The 22,068-nt window shown below is 45.0% G+C and carries 26 protein-coding genes; 14 read left to right on the top strand and 12 right to left on the bottom strand.

Translation table 11 applies throughout. From position 1 onward, the window contains the following. Positions 1-9 precede the first annotated feature (9 nt). The 10 genes from R7Z10_RS10670 to vscN form a co-directional block, all read right to left on the bottom strand. Complete coding sequence (locus R7Z10_RS10670; RefSeq protein ID WP_025768121.1) at positions 10-906, bottom strand: DMT family transporter; 897 nt, start codon at positions 904-906, stop codon at positions 10-12. Positions 907-1,018: 112 nt separating this feature from the next. Beyond that, entirely contained in the window at positions 1,019-1,729 is a 711-nt protein-coding gene (locus tag R7Z10_RS10665; RefSeq protein ID WP_021707757.1) for an AraC family transcriptional regulator, read from the bottom strand. A 102-nt stretch (positions 1,730-1,831) separates the two neighbouring features. Further along, complete coding sequence (gene vscU, locus R7Z10_RS10660; protein ID WP_005387129.1) at positions 1,832-2,881, bottom strand: SctU family type III secretion system export apparatus subunit VscU; 1,050 nt, start codon at positions 2,879-2,881, stop codon at positions 1,832-1,834. A gap of 15 nt (positions 2,882-2,896) precedes the next feature. Continuing rightward, the gene (gene sctT, locus R7Z10_RS10655) at positions 2,897-3,682 is read right to left on the bottom strand and encodes a type III secretion system export apparatus subunit SctT (protein ID WP_017634548.1); all 786 of its coding nucleotides are present in this window, start codon (positions 3,680-3,682) and stop codon (positions 2,897-2,899) included. Continuing rightward, on the bottom strand, positions 3,679-3,945 hold the full coding sequence (vscS, locus tag R7Z10_RS10650; RefSeq protein WP_005377227.1) for a SctS family type III secretion system export apparatus subunit VscS: 267 nt from the start codon (positions 3,943-3,945) through the stop codon (positions 3,679-3,681). The genes sctT and vscS overlap by 4 nt, the downstream gene beginning before the upstream one ends. Positions 3,946-3,958: 13 nt before the next feature. Further along, the gene (gene vscR / locus R7Z10_RS10645) at positions 3,959-4,609 is read right to left on the bottom strand and encodes a SctR family type III secretion system export apparatus subunit VscR (RefSeq protein WP_005377232.1); all 651 of its coding nucleotides are present in this window, start codon (positions 4,607-4,609) and stop codon (positions 3,959-3,961) included. Further along, a complete protein-coding gene (gene vscQ / locus R7Z10_RS10640; protein ID WP_025768125.1) occupies positions 4,606-5,574 on the bottom strand; it encodes a SctQ family type III secretion system cytoplasmic ring protein VscQ in 969 nt (322 codons plus the stop codon). Before vscQ ends, vscR begins: the two co-directional genes overlap by 4 nt. After that, positions 5,571-6,776 carry a type III secretion system needle length determinant gene (locus R7Z10_RS10635; protein ID WP_256900156.1) on the bottom strand — a complete coding sequence of 402 codons (1,206 nt, stop codon included), beginning with the start codon at positions 6,774-6,776 and terminating at the stop codon, positions 5,571-5,573. The genes vscQ and R7Z10_RS10635 overlap by 4 nt, the downstream gene beginning before the upstream one ends. A 9-nt stretch (positions 6,777-6,785) precedes the next feature. Continuing rightward, on the bottom strand, positions 6,786-7,247 hold the full coding sequence (locus tag R7Z10_RS10630; RefSeq protein ID WP_005377236.1) for a type III secretion protein: 462 nt from the start codon (positions 7,245-7,247) through the stop codon (positions 6,786-6,788). Then, positions 7,244-8,566, bottom strand: coding sequence for a SctN family type III secretion system ATPase VscN (vscN, locus tag R7Z10_RS10625; protein WP_213880598.1), 1,323 nt, complete (start codon positions 8,564-8,566; stop codon positions 7,244-7,246). Before vscN ends, R7Z10_RS10630 begins: the two co-directional genes overlap by 4 nt. Positions 8,567-8,751: 185 nt before the next feature. Here vscN and sctW point away from each other — a divergent pair, with 185 nt between their 5' ends. From sctW to R7Z10_RS10555, 14 genes are all read left to right on the top strand, one after another. After that, positions 8,752-9,645 (top strand): type III secretion system gatekeeper subunit SctW, encoded by an 894-nt coding sequence (gene sctW / locus R7Z10_RS10620; RefSeq protein WP_318104835.1) that lies wholly within the window; start codon positions 8,752-8,754, stop codon positions 9,643-9,645. Further along, positions 9,626-9,910 carry a TyeA family type III secretion system gatekeeper subunit gene (locus R7Z10_RS10615; RefSeq protein ID WP_170893405.1) on the top strand — a complete coding sequence of 95 codons (285 nt, stop codon included), beginning with the start codon at positions 9,626-9,628 and terminating at the stop codon, positions 9,908-9,910. The genes sctW and R7Z10_RS10615 overlap by 20 nt, the downstream gene beginning before the upstream one ends. After that, a complete protein-coding gene (sycN, locus tag R7Z10_RS10610) occupies positions 9,897-10,271 on the top strand; it encodes a type III secretion chaperone SycN (protein ID WP_005388159.1) in 375 nt (124 codons plus the stop codon). Before R7Z10_RS10615 ends, sycN begins: the two co-directional genes overlap by 14 nt. Then, the gene (vscX, locus tag R7Z10_RS10605; RefSeq protein ID WP_017821329.1) at positions 10,268-10,645 is read left to right on the top strand and encodes a type III secretion system protein VscX; all 378 of its coding nucleotides are present in this window, start codon (positions 10,268-10,270) and stop codon (positions 10,643-10,645) included. Before sycN ends, vscX begins: the two co-directional genes overlap by 4 nt. A gap of 5 nt (positions 10,646-10,650) precedes the next feature. Next, entirely contained in the window at positions 10,651-10,992 is a 342-nt protein-coding gene (gene vscY / locus R7Z10_RS10600; protein WP_318104833.1) for a type III secretion system chaperone VscY, read from the top strand. Beyond that, complete coding sequence (gene vcrD / locus R7Z10_RS10595; RefSeq protein ID WP_318104831.1) at positions 10,976-13,102, top strand: SctV family type III secretion system export apparatus subunit VcrD; 2,127 nt, start codon at positions 10,976-10,978, stop codon at positions 13,100-13,102. The genes vscY and vcrD overlap by 17 nt, the downstream gene beginning before the upstream one ends. After that, entirely contained in the window at positions 13,102-13,515 is a 414-nt protein-coding gene (locus R7Z10_RS10590) for an LcrR family type III secretion system chaperone (RefSeq protein ID WP_053304394.1), read from the top strand. The genes vcrD and R7Z10_RS10590 overlap by 1 nt, the downstream gene beginning before the upstream one ends. Positions 13,516-13,575: 60 nt before the next feature. Next, positions 13,576-13,860: an LcrG family type III secretion system chaperone gene (locus tag R7Z10_RS10585; protein ID WP_005377254.1), complete on the top strand. Its 285-nt coding sequence runs from the start codon at positions 13,576-13,578 to the stop codon at positions 13,858-13,860. A 10-nt stretch (positions 13,861-13,870) separates the two neighbouring features. Further along, positions 13,871-15,694, top strand: a complete 1,824-nt coding sequence (locus R7Z10_RS10580) for a virulence-associated V antigen (protein WP_318104829.1) — start codon at positions 13,871-13,873, stop codon at positions 15,692-15,694. 12 nt (positions 15,695-15,706) lie between these two features. Then, a complete protein-coding gene (gene vcrH, locus R7Z10_RS10575) occupies positions 15,707-16,192 on the top strand; it encodes a SycD/LcrH family type III secretion system chaperone VcrH (RefSeq protein WP_005377258.1) in 486 nt (161 codons plus the stop codon). A 7-nt stretch (positions 16,193-16,199) separates the two neighbouring features. Then, positions 16,200-17,399: a type III secretion system translocon subunit VopB gene (gene vopB / locus R7Z10_RS10570; protein ID WP_005377260.1), complete on the top strand. Its 1,200-nt coding sequence runs from the start codon at positions 16,200-16,202 to the stop codon at positions 17,397-17,399. Between the two features lie 10 nt (positions 17,400-17,409). Next, a complete protein-coding gene (gene vopD, locus R7Z10_RS10565) occupies positions 17,410-18,414 on the top strand; it encodes a type III secretion system translocon subunit VopD (RefSeq protein ID WP_318104827.1) in 1,005 nt (334 codons plus the stop codon). Between the two features lie 353 nt (positions 18,415-18,767). Beyond that, a complete protein-coding gene (locus tag R7Z10_RS10560; protein ID WP_017821699.1) occupies positions 18,768-19,133 on the top strand; it encodes a hypothetical protein in 366 nt (121 codons plus the stop codon). A 259-nt stretch (positions 19,134-19,392) separates the two neighbouring features. Continuing rightward, on the top strand, positions 19,393-20,364 hold the full coding sequence (locus R7Z10_RS10555; RefSeq protein WP_017821698.1) for a TAXI family TRAP transporter solute-binding subunit: 972 nt from the start codon (positions 19,393-19,395) through the stop codon (positions 20,362-20,364). Positions 20,365-20,656: 292 nt separating this feature from the next. Here R7Z10_RS10555 and R7Z10_RS10550 read toward each other — a convergent pair whose 3' ends face one another. Together R7Z10_RS10550 and R7Z10_RS10545 are read right to left on the bottom strand one after the other, a co-directional pair. Then, the gene (locus R7Z10_RS10550; RefSeq protein ID WP_053350349.1) at positions 20,657-21,427 is read right to left on the bottom strand and encodes a sulfite exporter TauE/SafE family protein; all 771 of its coding nucleotides are present in this window, start codon (positions 21,425-21,427) and stop codon (positions 20,657-20,659) included. 81 nt (positions 21,428-21,508) lie between these two features. Then, entirely contained in the window at positions 21,509-22,024 is a 516-nt protein-coding gene (locus R7Z10_RS10545; protein ID WP_053307019.1) for an adenylate kinase, read from the bottom strand. Positions 22,025-22,068: the final 44 nt, after the last annotated feature.

Raw genomic sequence — 22,068 nt, 5'->3', positions numbered from 1 at the left:
CGGTTTAATTTAACTTTTCGACTGAAGAAACAAACACACAAGTGTCAACGTTATACCAACCCAACCAATGAAAGAAATTTCTTCCCCAACAATCGCAACTGCTAGTGCTGCTGCGATAACAGGTTCAAATAGCGTGAGTATGCTAGCTCCACTGGCTGTAACAAACCGTAGCCCAAACCCAAAAGCGACGTAACCTAACCCCATTGGAATCAAGGCCATGTAGAGCATGACCGTCGTATTAGTTGACGATGCAAATAGATTATCACCCGTGATGAAAAGTGTTGGTAGAAGCAAAACTCCACCAATACCAAAAACACTTCCCATGGCCGTTTGCGATTCAATGCCGTGGTCAATCATAGCCTTTACTCCCCATGAGTAAATGGCGTACGTCAAACCTGCCAATAGGCCAAGTAATACACCCCAATGCTTCATATCCTGATCAAATAAGCTATTTGCGGATGACTCAGAAGCCAGCAACAAGGTAATGCCAATGACCCCGATTGCGAAACTCATCATCCAGCGCTTGGTTATGGTCTGATTTCGGCTAAAGAGACACTCTAACAAAGCAGAAAAGAAAGGAGCAGTGGAGATAGAAATAACCGTACCAATAGCCACACCAGCGAATCGCATTGATGAATAAAAAGCCAGTGGGTAGGTGGCTAAGGCGATAATACTAATCAGTAACGTTTTCTTCTTATGTACGACTTTTCGAAAATCTCTCTTCAGTGACTTCGCAGATAGACATGCTTGCATAAACCCACCAATACCCATAGAAAATGCGCCAATGGCGAGAGCACTGACATCCGGTGCCAAGCTGGCAGCGGTGCCCGTCGTTCCCCACAGGGTTGAAGCAAAAAGTATGGATAAAGTTCCTAATTGATAGTCGGTGAAATGTTTTTTTAACACTGTAATTTCTACCTAGTGAATGGCTGTTTTAGGGTAGAAAGAATAAAAGAAAGCGATAGAGATTTTTGTGCTGAAAAGACGGAATACTTGTTCCAGAAGACTATTTTAGTGACTATCGGGAAAACTCTCTAGGAGACATACCAAAATGCATTGAAAACCGTCGACTAAACGCGGAAAGGTCACTATAACCAACTCGTTCAGCTATCAACTGAACTGGAAGGTCTGTATGAGTCAGTAGTGCTTTGGCTTTTTCCATACGTTGTAGTGTAATGTACTTATGGACGCTCACTTTTAGCTGCTCTTTAAAAAGCTTTTTAAACTGCGTCGGACTCAAGCAAGCGGCATTCGCTAATGAGGCAATGGTGAGTGGCTGATCAAGCTGCTCCGCGATCACAACCTGTACATCTCGAATACGCAAATCCACGGAGCGAGACCGCTTTTGCTGCTCCAGCAACAGATAGAAGGTTGCAACCATTGAGTTTTCAATTTCATCATTAACCTGATACTCAAGTTGCTTTTCGACAAACTGGATAAAGCTCAGTAGAGGCGGGCTAATCGAAAACACAGCCACACTATTATCCATCAAATGAGTGGGCAAAGTGGTCATATCCGCAACAATAAAGCGTGATGACTCTTCGGCATTAAACCCGTGAGCACAACTTTTGGGGATGACTATGCAGTCGCCAACCGCCACCTTTCCGACATAGCTATCCATATCAATATGTATGTTGCCCTGGAGAGGAAGCACCAGTTGATGATAATCACTATGAGTATGTCGGCTCATACGTTTCGTGTAGGAGCGAATGCTTAAGCTAGATTTCATAAAAACAACATACAGTTAAAGGATACCGCATTATAGCGTTGAAAGTATCGAGGTTGAAAGCTGGGCAGTTGTAAGCCCAGATCTTGAATGGGATGTGGTTTGTTAGTCCGCCTCGGACTCTAACGAAGCCAACCAACGAAGCACTTCCGCAGTTGCCTCAATAAGATCGCTTGGGATGTACTGGTCGACGTTACCGTCGGCGTATAGTGCACGAGCAAGAGGGACTTTTTGCATCACAGGCACGCCTTCCTCTTTAGCGATTGCGACCATACGTTTGGCTACCGCATCGGTTTCCATCAAAGTGATGACGGGCAGGGGCGTTTCGCCTTTCTTGTAATAAAGGCCAACCGCGATATGTGTTGGGTTTGTAACTAATACATTAGAACGTTTAACGTTTTCACGTTGATTAGAGGCTTGTAGCTCTTGGTGTAACTGACGACGTTTGCTTTTTATTTCTGGACTGCCTTCCATCTCTTTGTATTCGCGCTTCACTTCGTCCTTGCTCATTTTGAGCTTTTTCGTGTGATCAAACTTCTGGTACGCAAAATCTGCGGCAGCGATGACGATGAAGCCTACCGAAGAGATAATCATTAATTGTTTAATCATGACGCCAGTAATGGTCGGGACACATTCTAGCCCACAAGTTGGAATTTGCATTAAAGCGTTGATGTTACCGCGTAATGTCACCCAGATAATGCAGGAAAGAAGAGAGACTTTAAGGATCGACTTGATAAACTCAATCACACTCTTGAGGGAAAAAATGCGTTTGGCACCTTCGACGGGATTGATCTTTTTGATGTCGGGTTTAACGGATTCACCACTAAATAGGAACCCGAACTGCCCCATATTGGAAAAGATGGCGACGAGTGCAGCAACCAGAATAATCGGAGCGAGTAGATAGGCAATTTCTTTTGCGATGGCGATAGCGACATCGACTAGCGCATCTTGGAAACCCTGATAAGCAAGCTTACTTGGTAGGAGAATAAGCGCTGAGATGTGCGACATGTAATAATCGGCGAACGCAAACAGTACAATTATGAGCGCCAAAATTAATGCAGACGATACGATTTCTTGGCTTTTGGCAACCTGACCTTTCTGTCGAGCATCGCGTAACTTTTTTGCGGTGGGTTGCTCAGTTTTTTCTGCACTCATAAAGAATCCTAAGCGTTATTGCCAAATGGTATTGAGTTGTTCTGCGAATCGGGTAATGCCGTAAAACTGTACTTCAAAGTGATCCATCATTATTCCGAGATACACGATCAGTAAAACACTCGCGATGGCACTTTTTATTGGCATGGCAAGGAAAAAAACATTCAATTGCGGTGCAAAACGACTGATAAGCGCCAGACCAAACTCAGCAAGAAACATTGCCAACACTAGTGGAGCGGACATCAACACACCAAGCCACATAAGCTGTTCAAATTGCGCGTAGAAGAAGCTAACCCATGCGTCGCTAACGGTTGGGAAAAAGTCCACGATCGGCCAAGATGTATAGCTTTTGAATAACGCATAGATAAAAGTGACAAAGCCCCCGCCAGAGAAGAACAGGGTAATCAACGTTTGGGTCAGCAACACGGCTGTTGGTGTGGATTGTGAGCCTAGCGTTGGGTTAAACATACTTGCCATGGCAGCACCACGTTGGTTGTCGACCAGAAAACCGGCCGCTTCTATCGCCCAAAAGGGGATAGCAGCAACAAACCCTATCAATAGCCCAATTAATACCTCCTTACCCAAAATCACTATCAGCCAAATGCCGTCGGTTTCTGCGGGCAAGCTTTGCTGATTAATCATCGGAAATATAAACAGCGCGAGTGAGCAAAGCACACCATTTCTCACCATGGTGCCGCCTAGCATTTGCTTGCTCAAAATAGGCAAAAAGATGAAGCATGCCATTAACCGAGGTAACGTCAGACTGTACAAAAATAAAACCTGGTGTAAGTCGTGATAACTCATCGTATTTGAGGAATTTTATCCATAGCAAGCGAGGCGAAGGCGTGGAGCTCTGCCCCTAGCCATTGCGTTGTGACGAACAGTGTAATAATGACCGCGATAAGCTTGACCACAAAGCCTAACGTTTGTTCTTGGACCTGAGTTAACGCCTGAATAAGCGACACCAATGTACCAACCAATGCTGCGACTAAAATCGGCGGTAATGACAAGTACAACACTAGGGTTAATGCTTGAGTCGTGAAATGAATGATTTCAGCAGAATGCATACTTTCTCCGTGATTAACCGTAACTCAACACTAAGCCGTGGGTGAGCTTTGTCCAGCCGTCAAGCAAGACAAAAAGCAACAATTTGAAGGGGAGGGAAATCGTCATTGGCGATACCATCATCATCCCCATTGCGAGTAGGATATTCGACACAATTAGGTCAATAGCGATGAACGGTAAGTACAACAGAAAGCCAATTTCAAAAGCGCGAGTAAGCTCGCTGACGGTAAATGCGGGCAGTAAGAGCAATAAACTGTCCGACTCTAAACGGTCTACGTACTTCTGTGGCCACAATGTGCGTGCAGCATCAGTGAAGAATATGGCTTCGGTTTCCCGAATATGCTTTTTCAAAAATTCTCGATAAGGCTGTAAACCGCTTTCAATGAGGCCTTCTACACTTGCAGAATCTTCAAGGGAGATATCATGCTGCTTTACGTAGTCGTAGGTTTCAAACCCGACGGGAGCCATGATGAAAATTGACAGAATGATGGCCAATCCGTAAAGCGCCATATTCGGCGGAATTTGCTGTACACCGAGAGCGTTACGCAGCAGTGAGAATACAACGGCGAGTTTCACAAACGACGTCGCCATCATAGCGATAAATGGGATCAGTGCCAGCAGTGCTAAGCTGACAATGAGATTGAGCTCGTCGGGTAACTGGATCATGCTGGCTCCTGCGTGCCACCGAACAGCTCCAGTACGCGCACACCTAAATGTTCGTTAACATTAACCAGTTCACACTCACCAATGATTTTGCCGTTGGCACGCAATGTTACCGGCTTAGATACAGGCTGGTTTAGCTCGAATACGTACCCTGGCTGAAGCTGGTTAAGCTGCTCTAGCGTGATGGTTTGATGGCCGATATCAAACGTGAGTTCCACAGGCAGTTGCTGGTGGTCGGTTAACATTTCTGAAGTGTTTACGTCATTCATATTGGTTTCTTTTTCAATAATGTGAAGAGTTTGGTCATCTAGCTGGCAGCGCCAGAGATTCTGGTTAGATACTTGAAAAATGGCTTGTTGCTTGGCGATGTAACCATCGTCAAAAAAGATGACATCTCCCAGCTCGAGCGAATTAAATTCGCTTAACGTCAAATGGGTCCTTCCAAGACTTAACCACACAGGTAAAGCGAGGTGTCGAGCTTGTAGAGCAGCGCTGTTTGGTAGCGCATCCAACAACACGTCTGATCCTTCGCTAACCCACAAACAAAGAGAGCCGTTAGGCTTATTGAGCGTTAACATTAAAGTATGCTCTTGGGCCTGGCTCGCCTCTAACGGCTGTAGTTGACTAAGAATGGGTAACTGACCAAATAGCGCTTTGATTGCCTCACTATGCGGTTCTATCTGTGAGCTCAAAAGTGCTAACTGGAGGGAGTTAGGCAGGGACTCAAACGCAGTAGCATTTAAGGTCGATTTCAGCCAATGTTGGAGCTGCGCACGAGAAAAGTCTACTTGTAGGGTTTGCCCTCCAATCAACGTGGTTAAACGGAACCCTTCAAATGAAGGGATTTGAGCAACAGTAATCGATACGCTCTGACCATCAGTCCCTTGGAAGTGGCACTGTTTTGCACAAAGTTGATTGCTGAGCGCGATACTTTCTGCATCCACTTTGGGTATTATTAACGGTGTCATAGGTCATTCTCCGCTTGCCATTCTTCATACACGCTGCGTTGTTGGCGTGAGTGTTGTTGTTCATGTTGTTGTTGATCGAGCTGTTGAGTTTGTTCGCTGATCGCTAAGCGAAGTGGCTGCTCACCACCGAATCGGTTTAGCCGATCAGCAAGATCTTGTCTAGCTTGCTGGCTAATAATGGAAAGGGCATGCTCTTGTCGAATCGTCACGCTATACCCTTGAGCGTCCAACTTGATGTGGATTTCGCCACCTTTTAATTGTCCTTCACTTAGAAACAGCCGAACCTCTTTGTTGTCCGATGCGGTTGGCAGAGCAACATAGATTTTATCCACCAATTGCTGGAGTAATTGGTTTACGTCTCGCGTTGGGCTTGGTTGAGCCTGCGAAGCAACACTTTTTAGGATGACATCGCCTTGTGTTACCGCACTTGCAAGGGGTTGAGAAGGCACTTTTTCTTCATCCGTTTTAACGGCGACTAGTGCGCTTTTCGTCACGATTTTTTCAAGAGGCTTGGTTTCAGGCAGGCCACCAGTTTGGTCTGATCGTTTGCCTGTATTCTGTAGCGGCGGAGCTGCACGCTTATTGTGCGTTTTTTCAGTTTGCCTTTTCGTTAAGCCAACAATGTTAATCCCATCTTGAGCGAGCTCTGTCGCTGTCGCATTTTGGGGGAGCAAGCCAGATTCAAGCGTAGAGAGATACTCCGGCGAGGTATGTTTATCCATCGGCGTCGGTTTATCATCTTTCAAATGAGCTTGAAAGTGAGGATCAACACGCTCGGTAGAAGGGGAGCTTAGAACTGTGTCGCCATCGCTTTTTCCATCATGTTTAAGCAATTTATTGTTTTTGCTAATTATTTCTTCGCTATTTGCTGCGTCGTCTTGCGATTTCTCTATATCTCTCTTACTGACGACGTCACTTTGACCTTTTAAAGTGGAGATGTTTTTGTCAGCGTTGGCTTCTTGGTTCGATAGGTTAAGTTTCTTATCTAGACCTTGAGATGTCTTATGCCTTAGCGGTATGTCTTCTTCGCCAGTATGATTTTTTTGGGGATTCCCAACGATAGACTCCTTTCCCTTGCTAGGCTTCTTCGTCATTGCATGCTCGAATTGTGATTGAAGCTCGGCCTCCTTCTCGAGAGGCGCTTGTTCCGGCGTTGATTTGTGCAGCGTATTCGATGTTTCAGTTGTTGGGGTAATGCGCATAGTGAACCTTTAGATAATGTCGACAGTGCGAAACTCTTCCTGTTCGAGTTCTTCTTGGTATTGCCTTTCTCGCGATTTTTCCGCGACTTCTTGTTGCTGCAACTGAACGAATTTTTCTTTGGTTTTATGGGCTTGTCGCGCCTCTTTTTGCTTTTCTTTAAGTGCCGAGCGTTCGATTTCAAGCGCTTTTTTTGACTCGGCCACACGTTGTTTAAGTTCGGCTTCTCTCTCTCTTAACAACGCGATTTCTTGTCTTAATGTTTCTAGCTCTTTGAGAACGAGCGTTTGTTGTTTTGCTTTAGCAAAACGTCGCTCTTCTTCTTCCTGGCGCCAAACGTGATAGTCCGCGACAGAACGTTCGGCCTTTTGAACCTGTGCTGCGGCGTTTGACACTCGGTATTCTTGACGCTTGACGGCTTTATCCGCACGGTCAGCGCGAATTTTTTTGATTTCTAATAAGCGTTCTATCATTGTTTCGCCATCCCTTTAAGTTGAGCGATAGCGCCATCAAGATCGCTTGGTTCATGCGTGCCTTGGCGTAAAAAGGCGCATATATCATCACTTTGTGCAATGGCCAAATCCGCTCGGCTATCTGCGCCATGTTGGTATTCGCCAATTTTGATTAGCAGCTCAACTTCTTCATACTTAGCTAACATTTCGCGAATATGAGCAGCAGACGCCTGATGATCGGATTCAACGATTTGATTCATCACTCGGCTTGCTGACCGAAGTACATCAATCGCAGGGTAATGGTTCATTGCCGCAAGTTTACGCGAGAGAATGATGTGCCCGTCTAGAATTGAGCGAGTTTCATCCGCGACAGGCTCTGTCATGTCGTCACCTTCCACCAACACGGTGTACAGTGCTGTAATTGATCCTTTGTCTGATTGTCCAGCTCGTTCCATCAGCTTTGGCAAAGCGGCAAAAACGGAAGGCGGATAGCCACGTCGTGTTGGTGGCTCGCCTGCGGCTAGTCCAATCTCCCTCTGTGCGCGGGCGAAACGCGTTACAGAATCCATCAGCAGTAGCACGCGTTTACCTTGGTCACGAAAATATTCTGCGATAGAAGTGGCAACAAAGGCGGCTTTGGCGCGCTCCATTGCTGGGCGATCAGAGGTAGCGACCACTAAAACCGATTTGGCCATTCCTTCTTCGCCTAGGTCATGCTCAATAAACTCGCGCACTTCGCGTCCACGTTCACCAATCAAAGCGAGAACGGTCACGTCAACTTCTGCGGAGCGAATCAGTTTTGCCAGTAGGGTACTTTTACCCCCGCCAGCCGCTGCAAAAATACCCATGCGCTGACCTTCACCACAGGTCAGTAGCCCATCAATGGATCGAACGCCAAGAGAGATTGGCTTTTCAATCAGTTTACGTTGCATTGGTGGTGGCGCATCGCGATAAACAGGATACCAAGCGCTTGGTTCCTGACTTTGCGTACCATCGAAAGGACGTCCAAGCCCGTCAAGCGTTGTACCTAACAGGTGGTCGCCAACACCCACTTCGTGCATTTTACCCATTGGGCTTACTTCTGTATTTGAGGAAATCCCAAACATATTTCCTAACGGAGTGAGCAAAGCGTGATGCTGCTGGAAGCCAACCACTTCCGCTAACAAAGACAGAGTTTGATCGGGATTACGCAACTCACACAGTTCACCTACACGAACGCCAGGGACGACAGCTTTGATAATGGTGCCGGTGACTTGTGTGACGCGCCCGCGAATTTGGATCAAACGCGTGTGTTTAATCGCAGATTGTTGGATATCAGTGATGTATGAGAAATCGTTCAAGGTAAAAATATGCGCAATGATTGATGCTGAGAGGATAGAAAGTATAAGAATCAATTTATAGTGAATATCAGTCGGGAGTTTTTAGAAAACTGAAAGCGCACTAAAAAAACACGTCTGATTTTGACAGCTTCAACAAAGCGCACTTCCTATAATTCGCCTGTATTGTGCGGAAGGAGTGCAAGTGAATGAGTATTATCAACAATCATATCGCAACAAATCCAAAGTTTGATGCGTCTATCCAAAACGGGTTGGAATCGTCTCGCCCCGACGTTTCACAAAAAGGCAATTATCGCGGTGAAACCGTCCGTGTTCACAATGCCACACAATCACTTTTTGATGCGATGGAAGAACTCACTTCACTCGGTTCCGAAAAAGCAGAGAAAGATCTGACTAAGCGCAAAGTGAAAGACAGTGGCGTTCGAGTTAATGAAGCGCACGAACTCGTTTCTGACTATCTGCGAAAAGTCCCTGATCTTGAAAAGAACCAAAAGATCAAAGATTTGGCTACAAAAATGGCGGGAGGGAATATCTCGACCATCGCTCAATTGCAAACTTATTTGAATGGATTTTCAGAGGAGAAAAGCCATCAATACCTTGCGTTAAAAGCCGTGAAAAAGTTTTTGAGTGCGAGTCCAGAAAGTAAACACCTACTAGCGCTGATTGACCAAGCACTTCTAAGAATCGAGCAAAACCCAGATACATGGTCTCAAATTGATACGGAAATCCGTGTCTCAAATTTTGCTGATGAATACAGCCAAGAGCAAGAGTTTAGCTCTTTGCATCAGCTGCGCGGCTTCTACCGCGATACCGTTCATAGTTATCAAGGGCTCGGCGCGGCTTATCAAGATGTTGTGGCGCGCTTTGGTGAGCAGGAGGTATCGACCGCTGTTGACTTTATGCTGCAAGGCATGAGTGCAGATCTTAGTGTTCAAGGTAGCAGTATCGATTCGGTTAAGTTGAAGTGGTTGATGTCCGATATGCAAAAACTCAAAACTCTAAATACGTTGCAAGATCGTGTGAGTCAGCTGTTCCAAATGTTTAAACCGGAAAGGACGAATTATGGCTTATCAAGTTTCTAATTTGATGGCTGATGTGATTGCGTTGGTAGAGCAGCGATGGGTAAGCAGTGATGAGATATGGAAAGTCGTCAACGCAATGGAATTGACGGCGGTAGAACAAAAAATCGATTTTTTTCGAGAGTTCCATAAGTTAGTTCGCGCAATCCCAATTGACGTATTCGCCGATGAAGAACAACGACAGAATTTAATCCAAGCGGTACAAAAGGCGCTAGACGAAGCCATTGATATAGAAGAAGAGGAAGCGTGGGAAGATGAGTTGGATTGATGCCTCCGTCGATGAATTTTGCCGAGGAATGGGGCTCGATGCCGTCGATTTCTCATCAGCTGGACGGGTGCAGTTGGATTTTGAGCAAAGTGGTACGCTGCATATTGAGCGACAGGGTGAGCAGTTATTCTTGATGTTGTCTCGAGCGTTATCTTGGCATCAAACCAGTGACATGATTCAAAGTGCACTGTGTTTGTGTCATGCCGATCAAGGCTGGCCTTTCGAAATTAAAACCGGCTTGTTAGATGAACAAACTCTGGTTTTTTCAGCAAGGCTAAAAGGAGAAGAAGTAACACTTCCGACCTTAGAGCAAGCGTTTACGCTTTTGGCTCGTCTACATAACGATGTGGCAGGCTCATGACTCGAGTCAGCACTTTAAACGTAGGCATCGAAGCCTTTACGCATGTTACTCATAGTGAAGTTAAGGCCGATTTCCCAGAGCGATTTCAATTGCTTCCTGATGGTCAGGCGGTCGCTACACATTTAGAGAAGCTCTATGATCTCAGGCCTTCAGACCAATATCTCATCGCGTTAACTAAGCCCAAGCTGCTGCACTCAGAGTTGTTGCGTCCAGAAAAATACCGTCAACAATTTGATGAAACGTTATCTCAGCTGCAAGTTCTTGCACAGGATTCAGGCTCCGCTTCTTTTATCAAAGCATCTGAAACGCTACAAAGTACGCAACTAGATCAGCGTTACCTCACTATGGCGCTCAATCTCCTTATTCAGGTCTAACCAACATGTTGAGATCCAAAGACATTGAACTCTTACTTGTTCACGCTGCGCTACAAGTTCAATACCAAAAGCCAGAGCATGCCATTTCTATTCTCGATGCGGTTCTAGAAATAGAACCGCAGCACAAAGAGGCGATGCAAACACTTGCTGTGGCGTGTTTACAAAGTGGTCGATATACCCGGGCGATTGAGGTGTGTGAGCACTTATTAAAATCTGACCTTCATCTTGACTCGGCAGGACTCTGGTTTTGTTTAAGCCAAGCGCGTTGGAAACAAAATGACGTCGATGGGGCACGCCAAGCGCACCGACGCTATCTGCAATCTTTAAATAGTGAATCACATGAATAAGTTGATCGATATTCTAAACAAAGTAGGGCAACGCAAAGACATCATGCTTGCGGTGATGTTACTCGCGATCGTCTTTATGATGATATTGCCACTTCCTACCGCACTGGTGGATGTGCTGATTGGCACCAACATGAGCATTGCGGTGGTGCTGCTTATGTTAGCGATTTACATCACCACGCCACTTGAGTTCTCTGCATTTCCTGCGGTGCTATTGATCACGACATTGTTTCGTCTGTCTTTATCTATCACGACAACCCGCTTGATCTTGCTACAAGGCGATGCTGGTCAAATCGTTTATACATTCGGTAACTTCGTTGTGGGCGGTAACTTAGTGGTCGGTATCGTTGTGTTCCTGATCATTACCATTGTTCAGTTTATGGTGATCACCAAAGGCTCAGAAAGGGTAGCAGAAGTTAGTGCGCGCTTCTCACTCGATGCGATGCCTGGTAAGCAGATGAGTATTGACGGTGACATGCGTGCCGGAGTAATTGACGTACACGAAGCTAGGCACCGACGATCACTGATTGAAAAAGAAAGCCAAATGTATGGCTCGATGGATGGCGCGATGAAGTTCGTTAAAGGCGACTCCATTGCGGGTCTGGTCATCATTGTGGTCAACATCTTAGGTGGCGTCACGATCGGGGTAACGCAAAAAGGCATGAGTGCTTCTGAAGCACTTGAATTGTTTGCGATTTTGACCGTTGGCGATGGTTTGGTATCGCAGATCCCGGCACTCTTTATCGCGATTACCGCCGGTATTATCGTGACGCGTGTTTCTCATGAAGACTCTTCTGATCTTGGATCGGATATTGGTGGGCAGGTGATTGCTCAGCCACGCGCACTTCTTATTGGTGGTGTGCTTTTGGTGCTGTTCGCACTCATCCCTGGGTTTCCAAAAATCACTTTTCTGGTCTTGGCCGCCGTGGTTGGTGGTGGTGGTTTCTTCCTTTTCTATCAACAGAAAAAACAAGCGGAATCAGATAGCACCGACTTATCAAGCTTTGTTTCGCAAGGGGCCGGTTCGCCAGCAGCGAAGCCAAGCAAACCTACGCCTTCTAGAAACAGTAAAGGTAAGTTAGGTGAGCAAGAAGAGTTCGCCATGACGGTCCCGCTGTTGATTGATCTTGACGCGAGCCTTCAGGAAAGCTTGGAAGCGGTCGCATTAAATGAAGAGCTAGCAAGGGTGAGGCGCGCACTATATCTCGATCTCGGCGTGCCTTTCCCGGGTATCCACCTGCGTTTTAACGAGGGGATGCAAAATGGCGAATATTTAATTCAGTTACAAGAAGTTCCGGTTGCACGAGGACGAATTGTAAAAGACCAACTCTTGGTGACAGAAGGGAATGAGCAGATCGACTTATTAGGCGTGCCTTATGAGCAAGATGAAGATTTTCTACCCGGTATTTCTAGCATTTGGGTGGCACAGAGTTATGAGCAAAAGCTCGTAGCCAGTCATGTCGGTTTTCTCACACCCGACAGGATTTTAACGTACCACTTGTCTCATGTTCTCAAGGAGTACGCACAAGACTTTATTGGTATTCAGGAGACGCGTTATCTGTTGGAGCAGATGGAAGGCAGTTATTCGGAGCTAGTCAAAGAGGCCCAGCGTATTGTTCCGTTGCAAAAAATGACGGAAATCTTGCAACGCTTGGTTTCTGAAGACATTTCTATCCGAAACCTTCGCGTGATCTTGGAAGCGATGGTTGAGTGGGGCCAAAAAGAGAAAGATGTTGTACAGCTGACGGAGTACATTCGTTCCAGCTTAAAACGTTACATTTGCTACAAATACGCGAGCGGACAAAACATGTTGCCCGCTTACTTATTGGATCAAAGTCTCGAAGACACAATACGCAGCGGTATTCGTCAAACCTCAGCAGGGAGTTACTTGGCGTTAGATCCGTCAGTAACGCAACACTTTGTCAGTGATGTGAAACAGACCATTGGTGACTTAAGCCGCATGCCGAATAAACCTGTGCTAGTTGTGTCTATGGATGTACGCCGATATGTGCGAAAGCTTATTGAATCGGAATACTACGATCTGCCCGTTTTGTCATTTCAAGAACTAACCCAGCAAATCAATATTCAGCCACTTGGAAGGGTGGGGATGTAATGAAAACAAAACTAATACTCTCGCTGGCGCAAGCGGGGATCGAAGTGACGCCATACTTTTGGCAACAAAGTGAAATTCAACTTGGTTATCGAATTGAAGTTGAGGGCTTAGAGCTCGTTTTTCGGGTGGAGGACGGTGAAATCATCATCGTTCTTCTGAAACGTGTTCGTCCAAAATTGGGGTTGAGTAACCCCTTTGCCGGCTTATTTCTTTTGGCTGAACATGCCATTCAACTTTATCCCTCCGATTGGGTCATTCGCGGCAACGTCGATGTGTTACGTGGTAGCAACATGAGCAGCCAGCGATTGGCACAGTTCTATCTAAAAGCATGCGGTGCAAGCCATGATGAGCTAGACGACTGGTACTGTTTACGCCTAGCAGATTATAGACCTTTGAAAAAGTTGAAAAAGTAAAAACTCACGACTGTTACTGACAGCACCGATGAGATGACCCGCTTTAAGATAGGAATCAAGATGAAGCAACCGTTTACCGATGCGATTGAGAACGCTGAGCTTGCCATTAGAAAAGCTGAAGACAGAACCGATATTTTTAACGAGCTATTGGAAGGCTTAGGTGTTGGTCCTGTTGCGGGGGATGTTTTACTTGGCGGCATAAAAGCGCCAGTAGATACCATGAAACGTGCAGAGCAAGAGCTAATAGACGAAGTCCAGCGCCGCCGGCAACAACAAACTCAGCTACAAGGTACGTCAGGTAAACGCAGAAAGCGTCCCACAGTGATGCGCGGCATGATGATTTAGAGGTTTGGAAATGACGAATATGAAAACGACTGGCTCTACGACAGGAGCAACAGACACAGCTGCGAGTAGTGCACCATTACCCACTTTCCAACAAAACTTGATAGAGGCATTTACCCCTGTACTGGGTGAAGCAGAGACTCAGCAACTTGCCTCTCTAATCTCTTCATTGCCAACTATCTCGGGACAAACGGAATCACAAAGCATCGCGCTTTATGTTGATACGCTTGAAAACCTAAAAGCGAAAAATAACGCGTTTGCTGGTATATCATTGACCGACACCGCATCTGTTTGGATAAAGTCGCTACAAAGTGCTAACTCAGATGGCGAATTAACCGCAGCCGAGTTTAATGCTCAAACAAACCAAACGCTATCAAATCAGTTTCAGGCTTGGTTCAGTAAGTTACTGACGGAAAACGTAGATAGCTCGTTATCTACTGAGTTTGTTAGTCAATTCAATTTGGGGACTCAGAGTAACCAAGCGGAGCAGATCGCCAACCTCTCCGAGACAGGTCTGGCTAACGCCACCAAAGAAATTTCTCTTTTTGTTGCAGTGCTTGCTAATCAAATGGGCTCCCGTGAAGTGAGAGATGCTTCTATTTCTTTTCTTCGCAATGCCTTTAGTAGCTTAGGCTCCGTTAATCTCGCGCAACTGAAGAGCTCGGACTTTCTGTTGACTAAAGAGAGTTTCGCTCTTCAAGTCTCAGCTCAATTAAAAAGTAGTTTTCAAGGCATCGGTATTACTTTAAGCACCGATGACGCAAGTGCGCTAGCTAGCAGAATTACCTGGGCTCCTGGTATTTCTAAGCAGCAGCTTAAAGAAGCGTTAGATGAAATGGCCGCTCAAGTGAAAGGCCAATATAGCGCAGCTTATGGTGAGGCGAGTGGAACGAACAATCTAAAAGCAGCACTTAATACTGTCATTGGTGGAACTGAGCCTTTGACCCTTTCTAGTCTGTTCGCCAACTTCGCGGTGAGTTTAACAAATATAGAAATCGACGACTTTTACCAGGACAGCGCGATAGCCGATGTCCAAAAGACACAGATAACGGCAGCTCAAGTTAATTTGATCAAAGAAAACACCGAACGAGATATCCGATTACAGTTTGAAAAAATAGTAAAAGGTGAATCTACCGGGGCTTCATTTACTGAGCGATACGAGGCATTGCGCAAGAACTTAGGGGCATTGAAAGAGCGTCTACTCAATATCACCGATAAAGAGAAAGCGGATCGCGAGGTGAGAGCAGAGCACTCTCTAACGGCTCGTGATTTGTTGGCCGTTGTTGAGTCCAGCATTGGAGACCGTTTTGATGAGCAAGTGCTGCTTGCACTAAATGAGCGTCGTGTTAACCGTTTAGAGAAACGTAATGACCAGAAAGAGGCATTAGAGGATCTCACAATACAGCTTAAAGTTTTTGGTGTTGTGCAATCAAAAATTCACTCTACGCAAAGTGTTGATGGGGTTTATAAACCGGGATATCCAGAAAGTAACTTCAAAGCGAGTGACTTTAACTACAGCAATCAAACGGATTTTGAAGCTTCACCTGAGTACAAGTATTTGACGGATAATAAGATAACAAACCATCGAGACTTCCTTCAAACACAAGGTATTACTATCGGTGATGGTGCGTCGTACCAAGACGAAGAGAAGTCGAAAAAACTGTCTAATTTTTCTAGTTCTGTCAGTGCTAAATCCAAGTTGCTTAACGATGAAGTGCAAATCAAAACCACTGAGCTGAACGACACCAGTTCTCAATACAACTCGACCGTTGAAGCGATGAACAAGTTTGTTCAGAAGTACCACAGTATTTTACAAGAAATCCTACGAGCCATTTAAGGATAACCAACCATGACTAAAACAAACGCGACCGATCCATCCCAAATGCAAGCAGAAGAGCTGCTGTCTTTTCTGGAAGAGGGAGGCACGCTAAAAATGTTGCACGATGTGTCTCAGGACACCATCGAACACATTTATGCCGTAGGTTACAACTTTTTCCAATCGGGAAAGATTGAGCAAGCAGCGAAAGTATTTCAATTACTCAGCATGCTTGATCATTATCAGGCGCGATTTTTCATTGGCCTTGGCGCGGCTCGTCAGGAGTTGGGTGAGTATCTGCAGGCAATAGACGCCTACAGCTACGCAGCGCTAGTGGACGTAAATGATCCACGCCCACCTTTTCACTCTGCTGAATGTCACCTTAAACTGGAACAACTGACAGAAGCAGAGAGTGGGTTTTACAGCGCGAAGGAGATGTCTGCCGGAAAATCACAATATGCAGATTTGCATGAGCGTGCAGGCATCATGTTAGAAGCGGTGAGAAATAAAAAGGAGTAATTAGACTATGAGTTCTATTGCACTTGACCGCATCCAGACACAGGTTTATAGCCCTGAATCTGGCCAAGCCACGTTAGATAACGTGCAGAAAACGGCGTCTACAGCGACGCCTTCTGTGACGGTAGAAAACGTGAAGAGTAAAGATGCAGATGTACTGAACACCGGAAAAGTAAAAGTTCAGTTAGATGCACCTAACGCAGCTGTTAGTGACAAAGTGAATGATTTGACGCTAAAAGCCATGGCACAGCTGCAAAAGATCGTCGATACCATTGCAAAATCTCTCCATGCAGTTGCAGACCAAACAGGTTCGATTGCCGTCAAAATCATCGCAGGATCTGCTGATGATTTTGAAGTAGAGCTTGCTGCTATCACGGATAAACTGAAAAGTGCTCAAAACGAGCTGAAAATTCAGGAAGTGAAGGTCGCAAAAGCTAAGCACGAAAAAGAGATGGTGGAAAACCAAGACAAAATCAAAGAATCGGAAGCCGCTGCAAAAGAAGCCCAAAAATCAGGCTTAGCAGCGAAGATCTTTGGTTGGATCAGTGCGGTGGTTTCTATTGTTGTTGGTGCCGTAATGGTGGCAACGGGTGTTGGTGCAGCGGCCGGTGCACTTATGATCGCTGGTGGCGTCATGGGAGCAGTGAGCATGGCGTTGCAAGAGCCAGCCGTTCAAGATGCGCTAAAAGAAGCGGGCGTAAATGTCGATGTGCTAAACAAAGTCGTAATGGCATTAGAAATCGCCGTCGCGGTTATCGGAGCTGTTGTGACATTTGGTGGTGCAGCAGCTGGCGGTATCGCGAAACTTGCAGCGAAAGGTGCTGGTAAGGTAGCTCAAAAGGTCACGGAAATCGCTACGAAAGCCGCTGCAAACATGGCTAAAGTGGCTGATATGGGCACAAAAGCTGCGACAACAACAGCGAAAGCGATTCGTTATGGCGCAGAAACCGTCGATCTTGCCGTCAATGTGGGTAAAGGCGCAACGGACAGTGTCCACGCTGCTAACAATGCTCACGTGACAGAGATTCAGGCTGATATCACAGACCTTCGAGCCAAAATGACGTTAAGCCAGGCTGTCATTGATAAGCTCAAAGAAGAGATTGGTAAGTTGATGGAAGACTTCCAAGAGTTGATGAGCCTCATCATGCAAATGATTCAAGCGAAAAGTGAAACTATGCAAACGGTGTTAAGCCGTCCTGCAACGGTATAAGGAGTTTATTATGCTAGATAAAGTAGGCGGAATGGGTCGTGGTGAACTATACGGTTTAGGCGATACCATTAAAACCAACAAAGCAGAAAAAGCACCGGAAACAAAGCTTGAAGCGGGCGCTGTTAAAAGCCAAAGTGAGTCAGGTGTTTCTGGTGCAGCACGCTACCAGTTAGAGACACCTAAAGCTCCCACAGTGAGTAACCAAGCTCAAGTTGTTGCAAACCTAATGAGCGCTCTTGCGCCGACGGTGAGCTCATTAATGAGCACAACGATGAAAGCACTTAACGGTGAGGAGGTGATCAAGTCACCATCAGATGCGGTATCACAATCGTTGACGCTATTAACATTGTTGTATCAAGTATCAAAGCTGAGCCGTGAGCAGCAAGTGCTACAACGTGAAATTGCTGTTGAAGCAAACGTCGCGAGTTTAGAAAGCCAAGCGGCAGAACTCAACAACTCGGCAAGCGCGATGATCGCGATGGCAGTCGTTTCGGGTGTACTAGCGGGTGCTACCGCAATTATTGGTGCCCTTGGTTCTTTCAAAGCAGGGAAAGAAATCAAGAATGAAATGGCGAGCAATAATGTACTTAAAACGCAAAAAGCTGGCTTCGATCAAGCAGAAGAGTTATTAAATAACAATAGCTTGTCTAAAACGCAGCGAGATCAGGTTAAGCGTGCGCACTCACTAGCGAAAGACAATATCGCAGACACGACAGCGCAGCTGACAAGTGGTGGCCGTAAGTTCGATAAGTTGATGAGCTCAAACCAAGCGAAGAACGCTATTCTTCAAGCTTTGGGCCAGATGGCAAACTCAGCATCGAATGTAGAGCAAACCAAAGCGCAAGCGCGCAGCAAAGATGATGAAGTACAAGCGACTCGCGCACAAGCAGCCAAACAGAAAGCCGATGAAAACATTGGTTTCCAAGAAGGTTTATTGAAAGAGCTACGTGACTTGTTCCGATCTATCTCAGATAGCCAGAACCAAGCGTGGCGAGCATCAGTCCCAACGGTGTAACCATCCGTTTCACTAACTACAAAGCGTTGTTTATACAACGCTTTTTTTATTTCAGCTATCTAAACTAGATACGGATATTTACTGGGTGATTTGTTTGTAAAGCAATATAACGTAGTGAGTTACATTGCATAAAAGTTACTGTTTTTGTTGAACTCAGCTCAAAGCTAACAACTTCATAGTAGCCTTGTTGCGTAAAATTAAGTTAAAGTGCCATTATTATTCACAAAAAGTGTGTTTAAGAATTTTTTGTAGTGAAGGGTGTAATTAGATACTCAATAACAAAATATGGTAGTTCGACTGGTGAGTATTTGGGAACAGAATTATATAAAACTCAACTTAATAAGTAGTCGAAGATGGAAGATATCAGTTTAGCATCAGATTTAGTGATTTATCTGACTACGGTTGGAATTTTAGGTATATTTGCTTGGTTTTTGTTTGTTATTTATTTGAAATCCAAGTGGTTGAAGTATCTTGAAGATGCTCTTGATAATGGAGTTCGATACTACACTCTGAATATATTCTTATCAGGTCACGGAGTACTACAATATGGAACTGTTTTTCTGAGCACTTTTCATGCGAAACGATATAAAATGTTAGAGAAGAGGGATAAGGTTCCAATTCATATTCAACGATTGTTTGTTCTCTCATTCGTATTATTTATTTCAAGTACATCATGTCTTCTGGCTGGAGTTATAACTCATCATATTTATATAGAATAAAGGTTATTTAACAAGATTATAGTAATTTGACCTGAGTATTTCTATTTAATAGATAATTTAGAATGGACATATCAGTCTAAAGATTTAATTTTCTAGACTATACGGTTTACGCTTATATAGAGCCATTATATAACGGCAGAATATGCCAATAAAATGGTGATTACTAAGCTAACCGCCAAGGATGAGAACTCAAACGTTATCAAATTGTTAACGGTTGCTATACTTAAACGGTCATCAACACAAGTAAAAGGGATGTTCAATGTTTAAGTTTAAGCAAATCGCACTTGCGGCTTCTTTGGCGGCACTCACAACAGGCTTTTCTGCGTCTGCGGAGGAAACGTTTGTCACGATTGGTACCGGTGGCGTAACAGGGGTTTATTATCCGACTGGTGGCGCTATTTGTCGCTTGGTTAACAAATCGCGAGAAGATCACGGTATCCGTTGTTCGGTAGAAAGTACTGGGGGATCGATTTATAACATCAACACTATTCGTGCTGGTGAATTGGACCTCGGTATCGCGCAATCAGACTGGCAGTATCATGCTTACAAAGGAACCAGTAAGTTTGAAGAAAGCGGGCCTTTTAAAGAGCTACGCGCCGTATTCTCCGTTCATCCAGAACCGTTTACTGTCGTTGCACGTAAAGACGCGAACATCAAAACTTTTGATGATTTGAAAGGTAAGCGCGTTAACATTGGTAATCCTGGTTCTGGTCAGCGAGGTACTATGGAAGTACTAATGAACCAGTATGGTTGGAGTAACGACGACTTTAAGCTTGTCTCTGAGTTAAAAGCAGCAGAGCAATCAAAAGCACTTTGTGATAACAAAATTGATGCGATGATTTATACCGTTGGTCACCCAAGTGGAGCGATTAAAGAAGCCACTACGTCGTGTGATAGTAATATCGTAACGGTAGCTGGACCTAATGTAGAAAAACTGGTTGCAAACAACAGCTTCTATCGTGTCGCAAATGTCCCAGGTGGTATGTATCGTGGCACAGATAGTGATGTTCAAACCTTTGGTGTGGGCGCGACGTTTGTTTCTTCTACTGCGGTACCAGAAGATGTGGTTTATAACGTGGTTAAAGCGGTATTTGAAAACTTCGATGATTTCCGCCGTCTCCACCCAGCGTTTGCAAACTTGAAGAAAGAGGAAATGGTAAAAGACGGTTTATCTGCGCCTCTTCACCCAGGTGCGCTCAAATACTACAAAGAAGTAGGGCTGATTAAGTAAGCGTTACTTTCTCTTATTATTGATGTAAAACGCCATCTTTCTCGATCAATGCCACTCGTTTAACCGCGAGTGGCATATTTCTATTTCTCGTCATCCTGTACAGCGACGAAGGAGCGTGATACAGGATCTTCTATCCGAGCACTTTGTGATCAAAATGGTTTCATTAGCCGCTCAGTGTAGTGCTATTAGATTCCTAACCTCGCTGGAGTGACACAAAAATCGTTAAGCTATCTGCATTAATCTTTCGCGCTGGTGTTTTTGTAGGATTGTTATCCACTTGTACAAGTTTTGCTTAAACATAAACATCAATGAAAAAGTAGAGAGTGATGAGAATAGAAGAAAGAGCAACAAACCCTTTAACATGATTGGGATTCAGTTGACGAGATACACGAGCTGCAAGATACCCACCTACCAACGTACCGACCAAAACAACACTACCTGTGTGCCAATCAATGGAGCCATTGGCAACAAAAATCACGATAGCAATGAGTGAAACACACGTAGATACGAGCAATTTCAAACCGTTCATTAAATTAATGTCTTGGTGACCAGCTACTACCAGATAACTCAGAACAATAACCCCTAAACCTGCGTTGAAAAAACCACCGTAAGCAGAGACACCAACAAGTAGTAAACCCAACGCGATTGCTCCGAGTATGCCAGCATGTTTGTGCTCTTTCGCGACAGTTTTGATTAGCATTGTTAAACGAGAACCGGTGAGAAAAAGCACGGTGGCAAATAAGAGTAACCAAGGGATAGCTTCCATAAATAGCGATTCTGGCGTGTTGAGCAACAGATATGCTCCGACAGCGCCGCCGACTAAACTGAATGAGACTGTGAACAGCAGTTCATGCTTGTTCTTCATGATCTCTTCTCTGAACCCGACGGCTCCGCTAATGTAACCCGCACATGAAGCATACGTGTTTGTTGCGTTAGCCATAATAGGAGGAACACCAACTGCCAATAGAGCCGGAAAAGTAATAAAGCTTCCGCCTCCTGCTATGGAGTTAATGATCCCACCAATTACGCCAGCAACGAATAAAAGTGCGAGTTCTAAAAGCATAAACAATCCTTGTTATGTTCTTTTTCATTGTTAGAGCTTCAGATGATCCAACCTACATGCTCTAATGTTCTGATATGAGGTTTACTTTACCCGCTCCAAAACAAAATTGTTCAGTTCTGTAACGTTTTTGATGACATGAACGGCTTTAGTTTGAGAGTACCCCTCGAGGCGAGACATAAAGTCATCATTCCAGAATGCAGGGCATTGCTGAAGAACTTTGTAGCTTTGTAACGTTCCTTTCAGTACCGAACTACCATCAGGCCAACCTTCAGGTTTAATGAAAAGTCCTTTAAGGAGACGTTTCGTCACAAACCAATAGCTTACTGAGTATGGTAGATCAATATAAATGAGAGTATCGGCTGCATCTAAACGAGCGTTAAAAGAGCTGATCGGTCCAAGGCCATCTATAATCCAACGATCTGAGCTTAGTATATTGCTATGGGCTTCATCAAAAACGTTACGCTCAACGGGATCACCGTTTGGTTTATAGACTATTGAATCTAATTGATGAAGAGGAAGACCGGTAGCCGACGCGATTACTTTACTTACCGTCGATTTTCCACTGCCGGGTTTACCAAAAACTGCTATTTTTTGCATTGTGACCGCCTCCAAGAGAGCTTTTCCCATACGGTAGAGACAGA

The sequence above is a fragment of the Vibrio sp. Vb1018 genome, from assembly GCF_033338775.1.
In the GTDB taxonomy this organism is placed as follows: Bacteria; Pseudomonadota; Gammaproteobacteria; order Enterobacterales; family Vibrionaceae; genus Vibrio; species Vibrio alginolyticus.
The sequence above is the reverse complement of the archived record's forward strand: the minus strand, read 5'-3'. Positions and strand labels throughout refer to the sequence as shown.

What these genes read in the sequence shown, in the direction of transcription:
- R7Z10_RS10665 (WP_021707757.1), bottom strand. Translation starts at nt 1,729, where the DNA reads ATGAAATCTAGCTTAAGCATTCGCTCCTACACGAAACGTATGAGCCGA.
- vscU (WP_005387129.1), bottom strand. Translation starts at nt 2,881, where the DNA reads ATGAGTGCAGAAAAAACTGAGCAACCCACCGCAAAAAAGTTACGCGAT.
- sctT (WP_017634548.1), bottom strand. Translation starts at nt 3,682, where the DNA reads ATGAGTTATCACGACTTACACCAGGTTTTATTTTTGTACAGTCTGACG.
- vscS (WP_005377227.1), bottom strand. Translation starts at nt 3,945, where the DNA reads ATGCATTCTGCTGAAATCATTCATTTCACGACTCAAGCATTAACCCTA.
- vscR (WP_005377232.1), bottom strand. Translation starts at nt 4,609, where the DNA reads ATGATCCAGTTACCCGACGAGCTCAATCTCATTGTCAGCTTAGCACTG.
- vscQ (WP_025768125.1), bottom strand. Translation starts at nt 5,574, where the DNA reads ATGACACCGTTAATAATACCCAAAGTGGATGCAGAAAGTATCGCGCTC.
- R7Z10_RS10635 (WP_256900156.1), bottom strand. Translation starts at nt 6,776, where the DNA reads ATGCGCATTACCCCAACAACTGAAACATCGAATACGCTGCACAAATCA.
- R7Z10_RS10630 (WP_005377236.1), bottom strand. Translation starts at nt 7,247, where the DNA reads ATGATAGAACGCTTATTAGAAATCAAAAAAATTCGCGCTGACCGTGCG.
- sctW (WP_318104835.1), top strand. Translation starts at nt 8,752, where the DNA reads ATGAGTATTATCAACAATCATATCGCAACAAATCCAAAGTTTGATGCG.
- R7Z10_RS10615 (WP_170893405.1), top strand. Translation starts at nt 9,626, where the DNA reads ATGGCTTATCAAGTTTCTAATTTGATGGCTGATGTGATTGCGTTGGTA.
- sycN (WP_005388159.1), top strand. Translation starts at nt 9,897, where the DNA reads ATGAGTTGGATTGATGCCTCCGTCGATGAATTTTGCCGAGGAATGGGG.
- vscX (WP_017821329.1), top strand. Translation starts at nt 10,268, where the DNA reads ATGACTCGAGTCAGCACTTTAAACGTAGGCATCGAAGCCTTTACGCAT.
- vscY (WP_318104833.1), top strand. Translation starts at nt 10,651, where the DNA reads ATGTTGAGATCCAAAGACATTGAACTCTTACTTGTTCACGCTGCGCTA.
- R7Z10_RS10590 (WP_053304394.1), top strand. Translation starts at nt 13,102, where the DNA reads ATGAAAACAAAACTAATACTCTCGCTGGCGCAAGCGGGGATCGAAGTG.
- R7Z10_RS10585 (WP_005377254.1), top strand. Translation starts at nt 13,576, where the DNA reads ATGAAGCAACCGTTTACCGATGCGATTGAGAACGCTGAGCTTGCCATT.
- R7Z10_RS10580 (WP_318104829.1), top strand. Translation starts at nt 13,871, where the DNA reads ATGACGAATATGAAAACGACTGGCTCTACGACAGGAGCAACAGACACA.
- vcrH (WP_005377258.1), top strand. Translation starts at nt 15,707, where the DNA reads ATGACTAAAACAAACGCGACCGATCCATCCCAAATGCAAGCAGAAGAG.
- vopB (WP_005377260.1), top strand. Translation starts at nt 16,200, where the DNA reads ATGAGTTCTATTGCACTTGACCGCATCCAGACACAGGTTTATAGCCCT.
- vopD (WP_318104827.1), top strand. Translation starts at nt 17,410, where the DNA reads ATGCTAGATAAAGTAGGCGGAATGGGTCGTGGTGAACTATACGGTTTA.
- R7Z10_RS10560 (WP_017821699.1), top strand. Translation starts at nt 18,768, where the DNA reads ATGGAAGATATCAGTTTAGCATCAGATTTAGTGATTTATCTGACTACG.
- R7Z10_RS10555 (WP_017821698.1), top strand. Translation starts at nt 19,393, where the DNA reads ATGTTTAAGTTTAAGCAAATCGCACTTGCGGCTTCTTTGGCGGCACTC.
- R7Z10_RS10550 (WP_053350349.1), bottom strand. Translation starts at nt 21,427, where the DNA reads ATGCTTTTAGAACTCGCACTTTTATTCGTTGCTGGCGTAATTGGTGGG.
- R7Z10_RS10545 (WP_053307019.1), bottom strand. Translation starts at nt 22,024, where the DNA reads ATGCAAAAAATAGCAGTTTTTGGTAAACCCGGCAGTGGAAAATCGACG.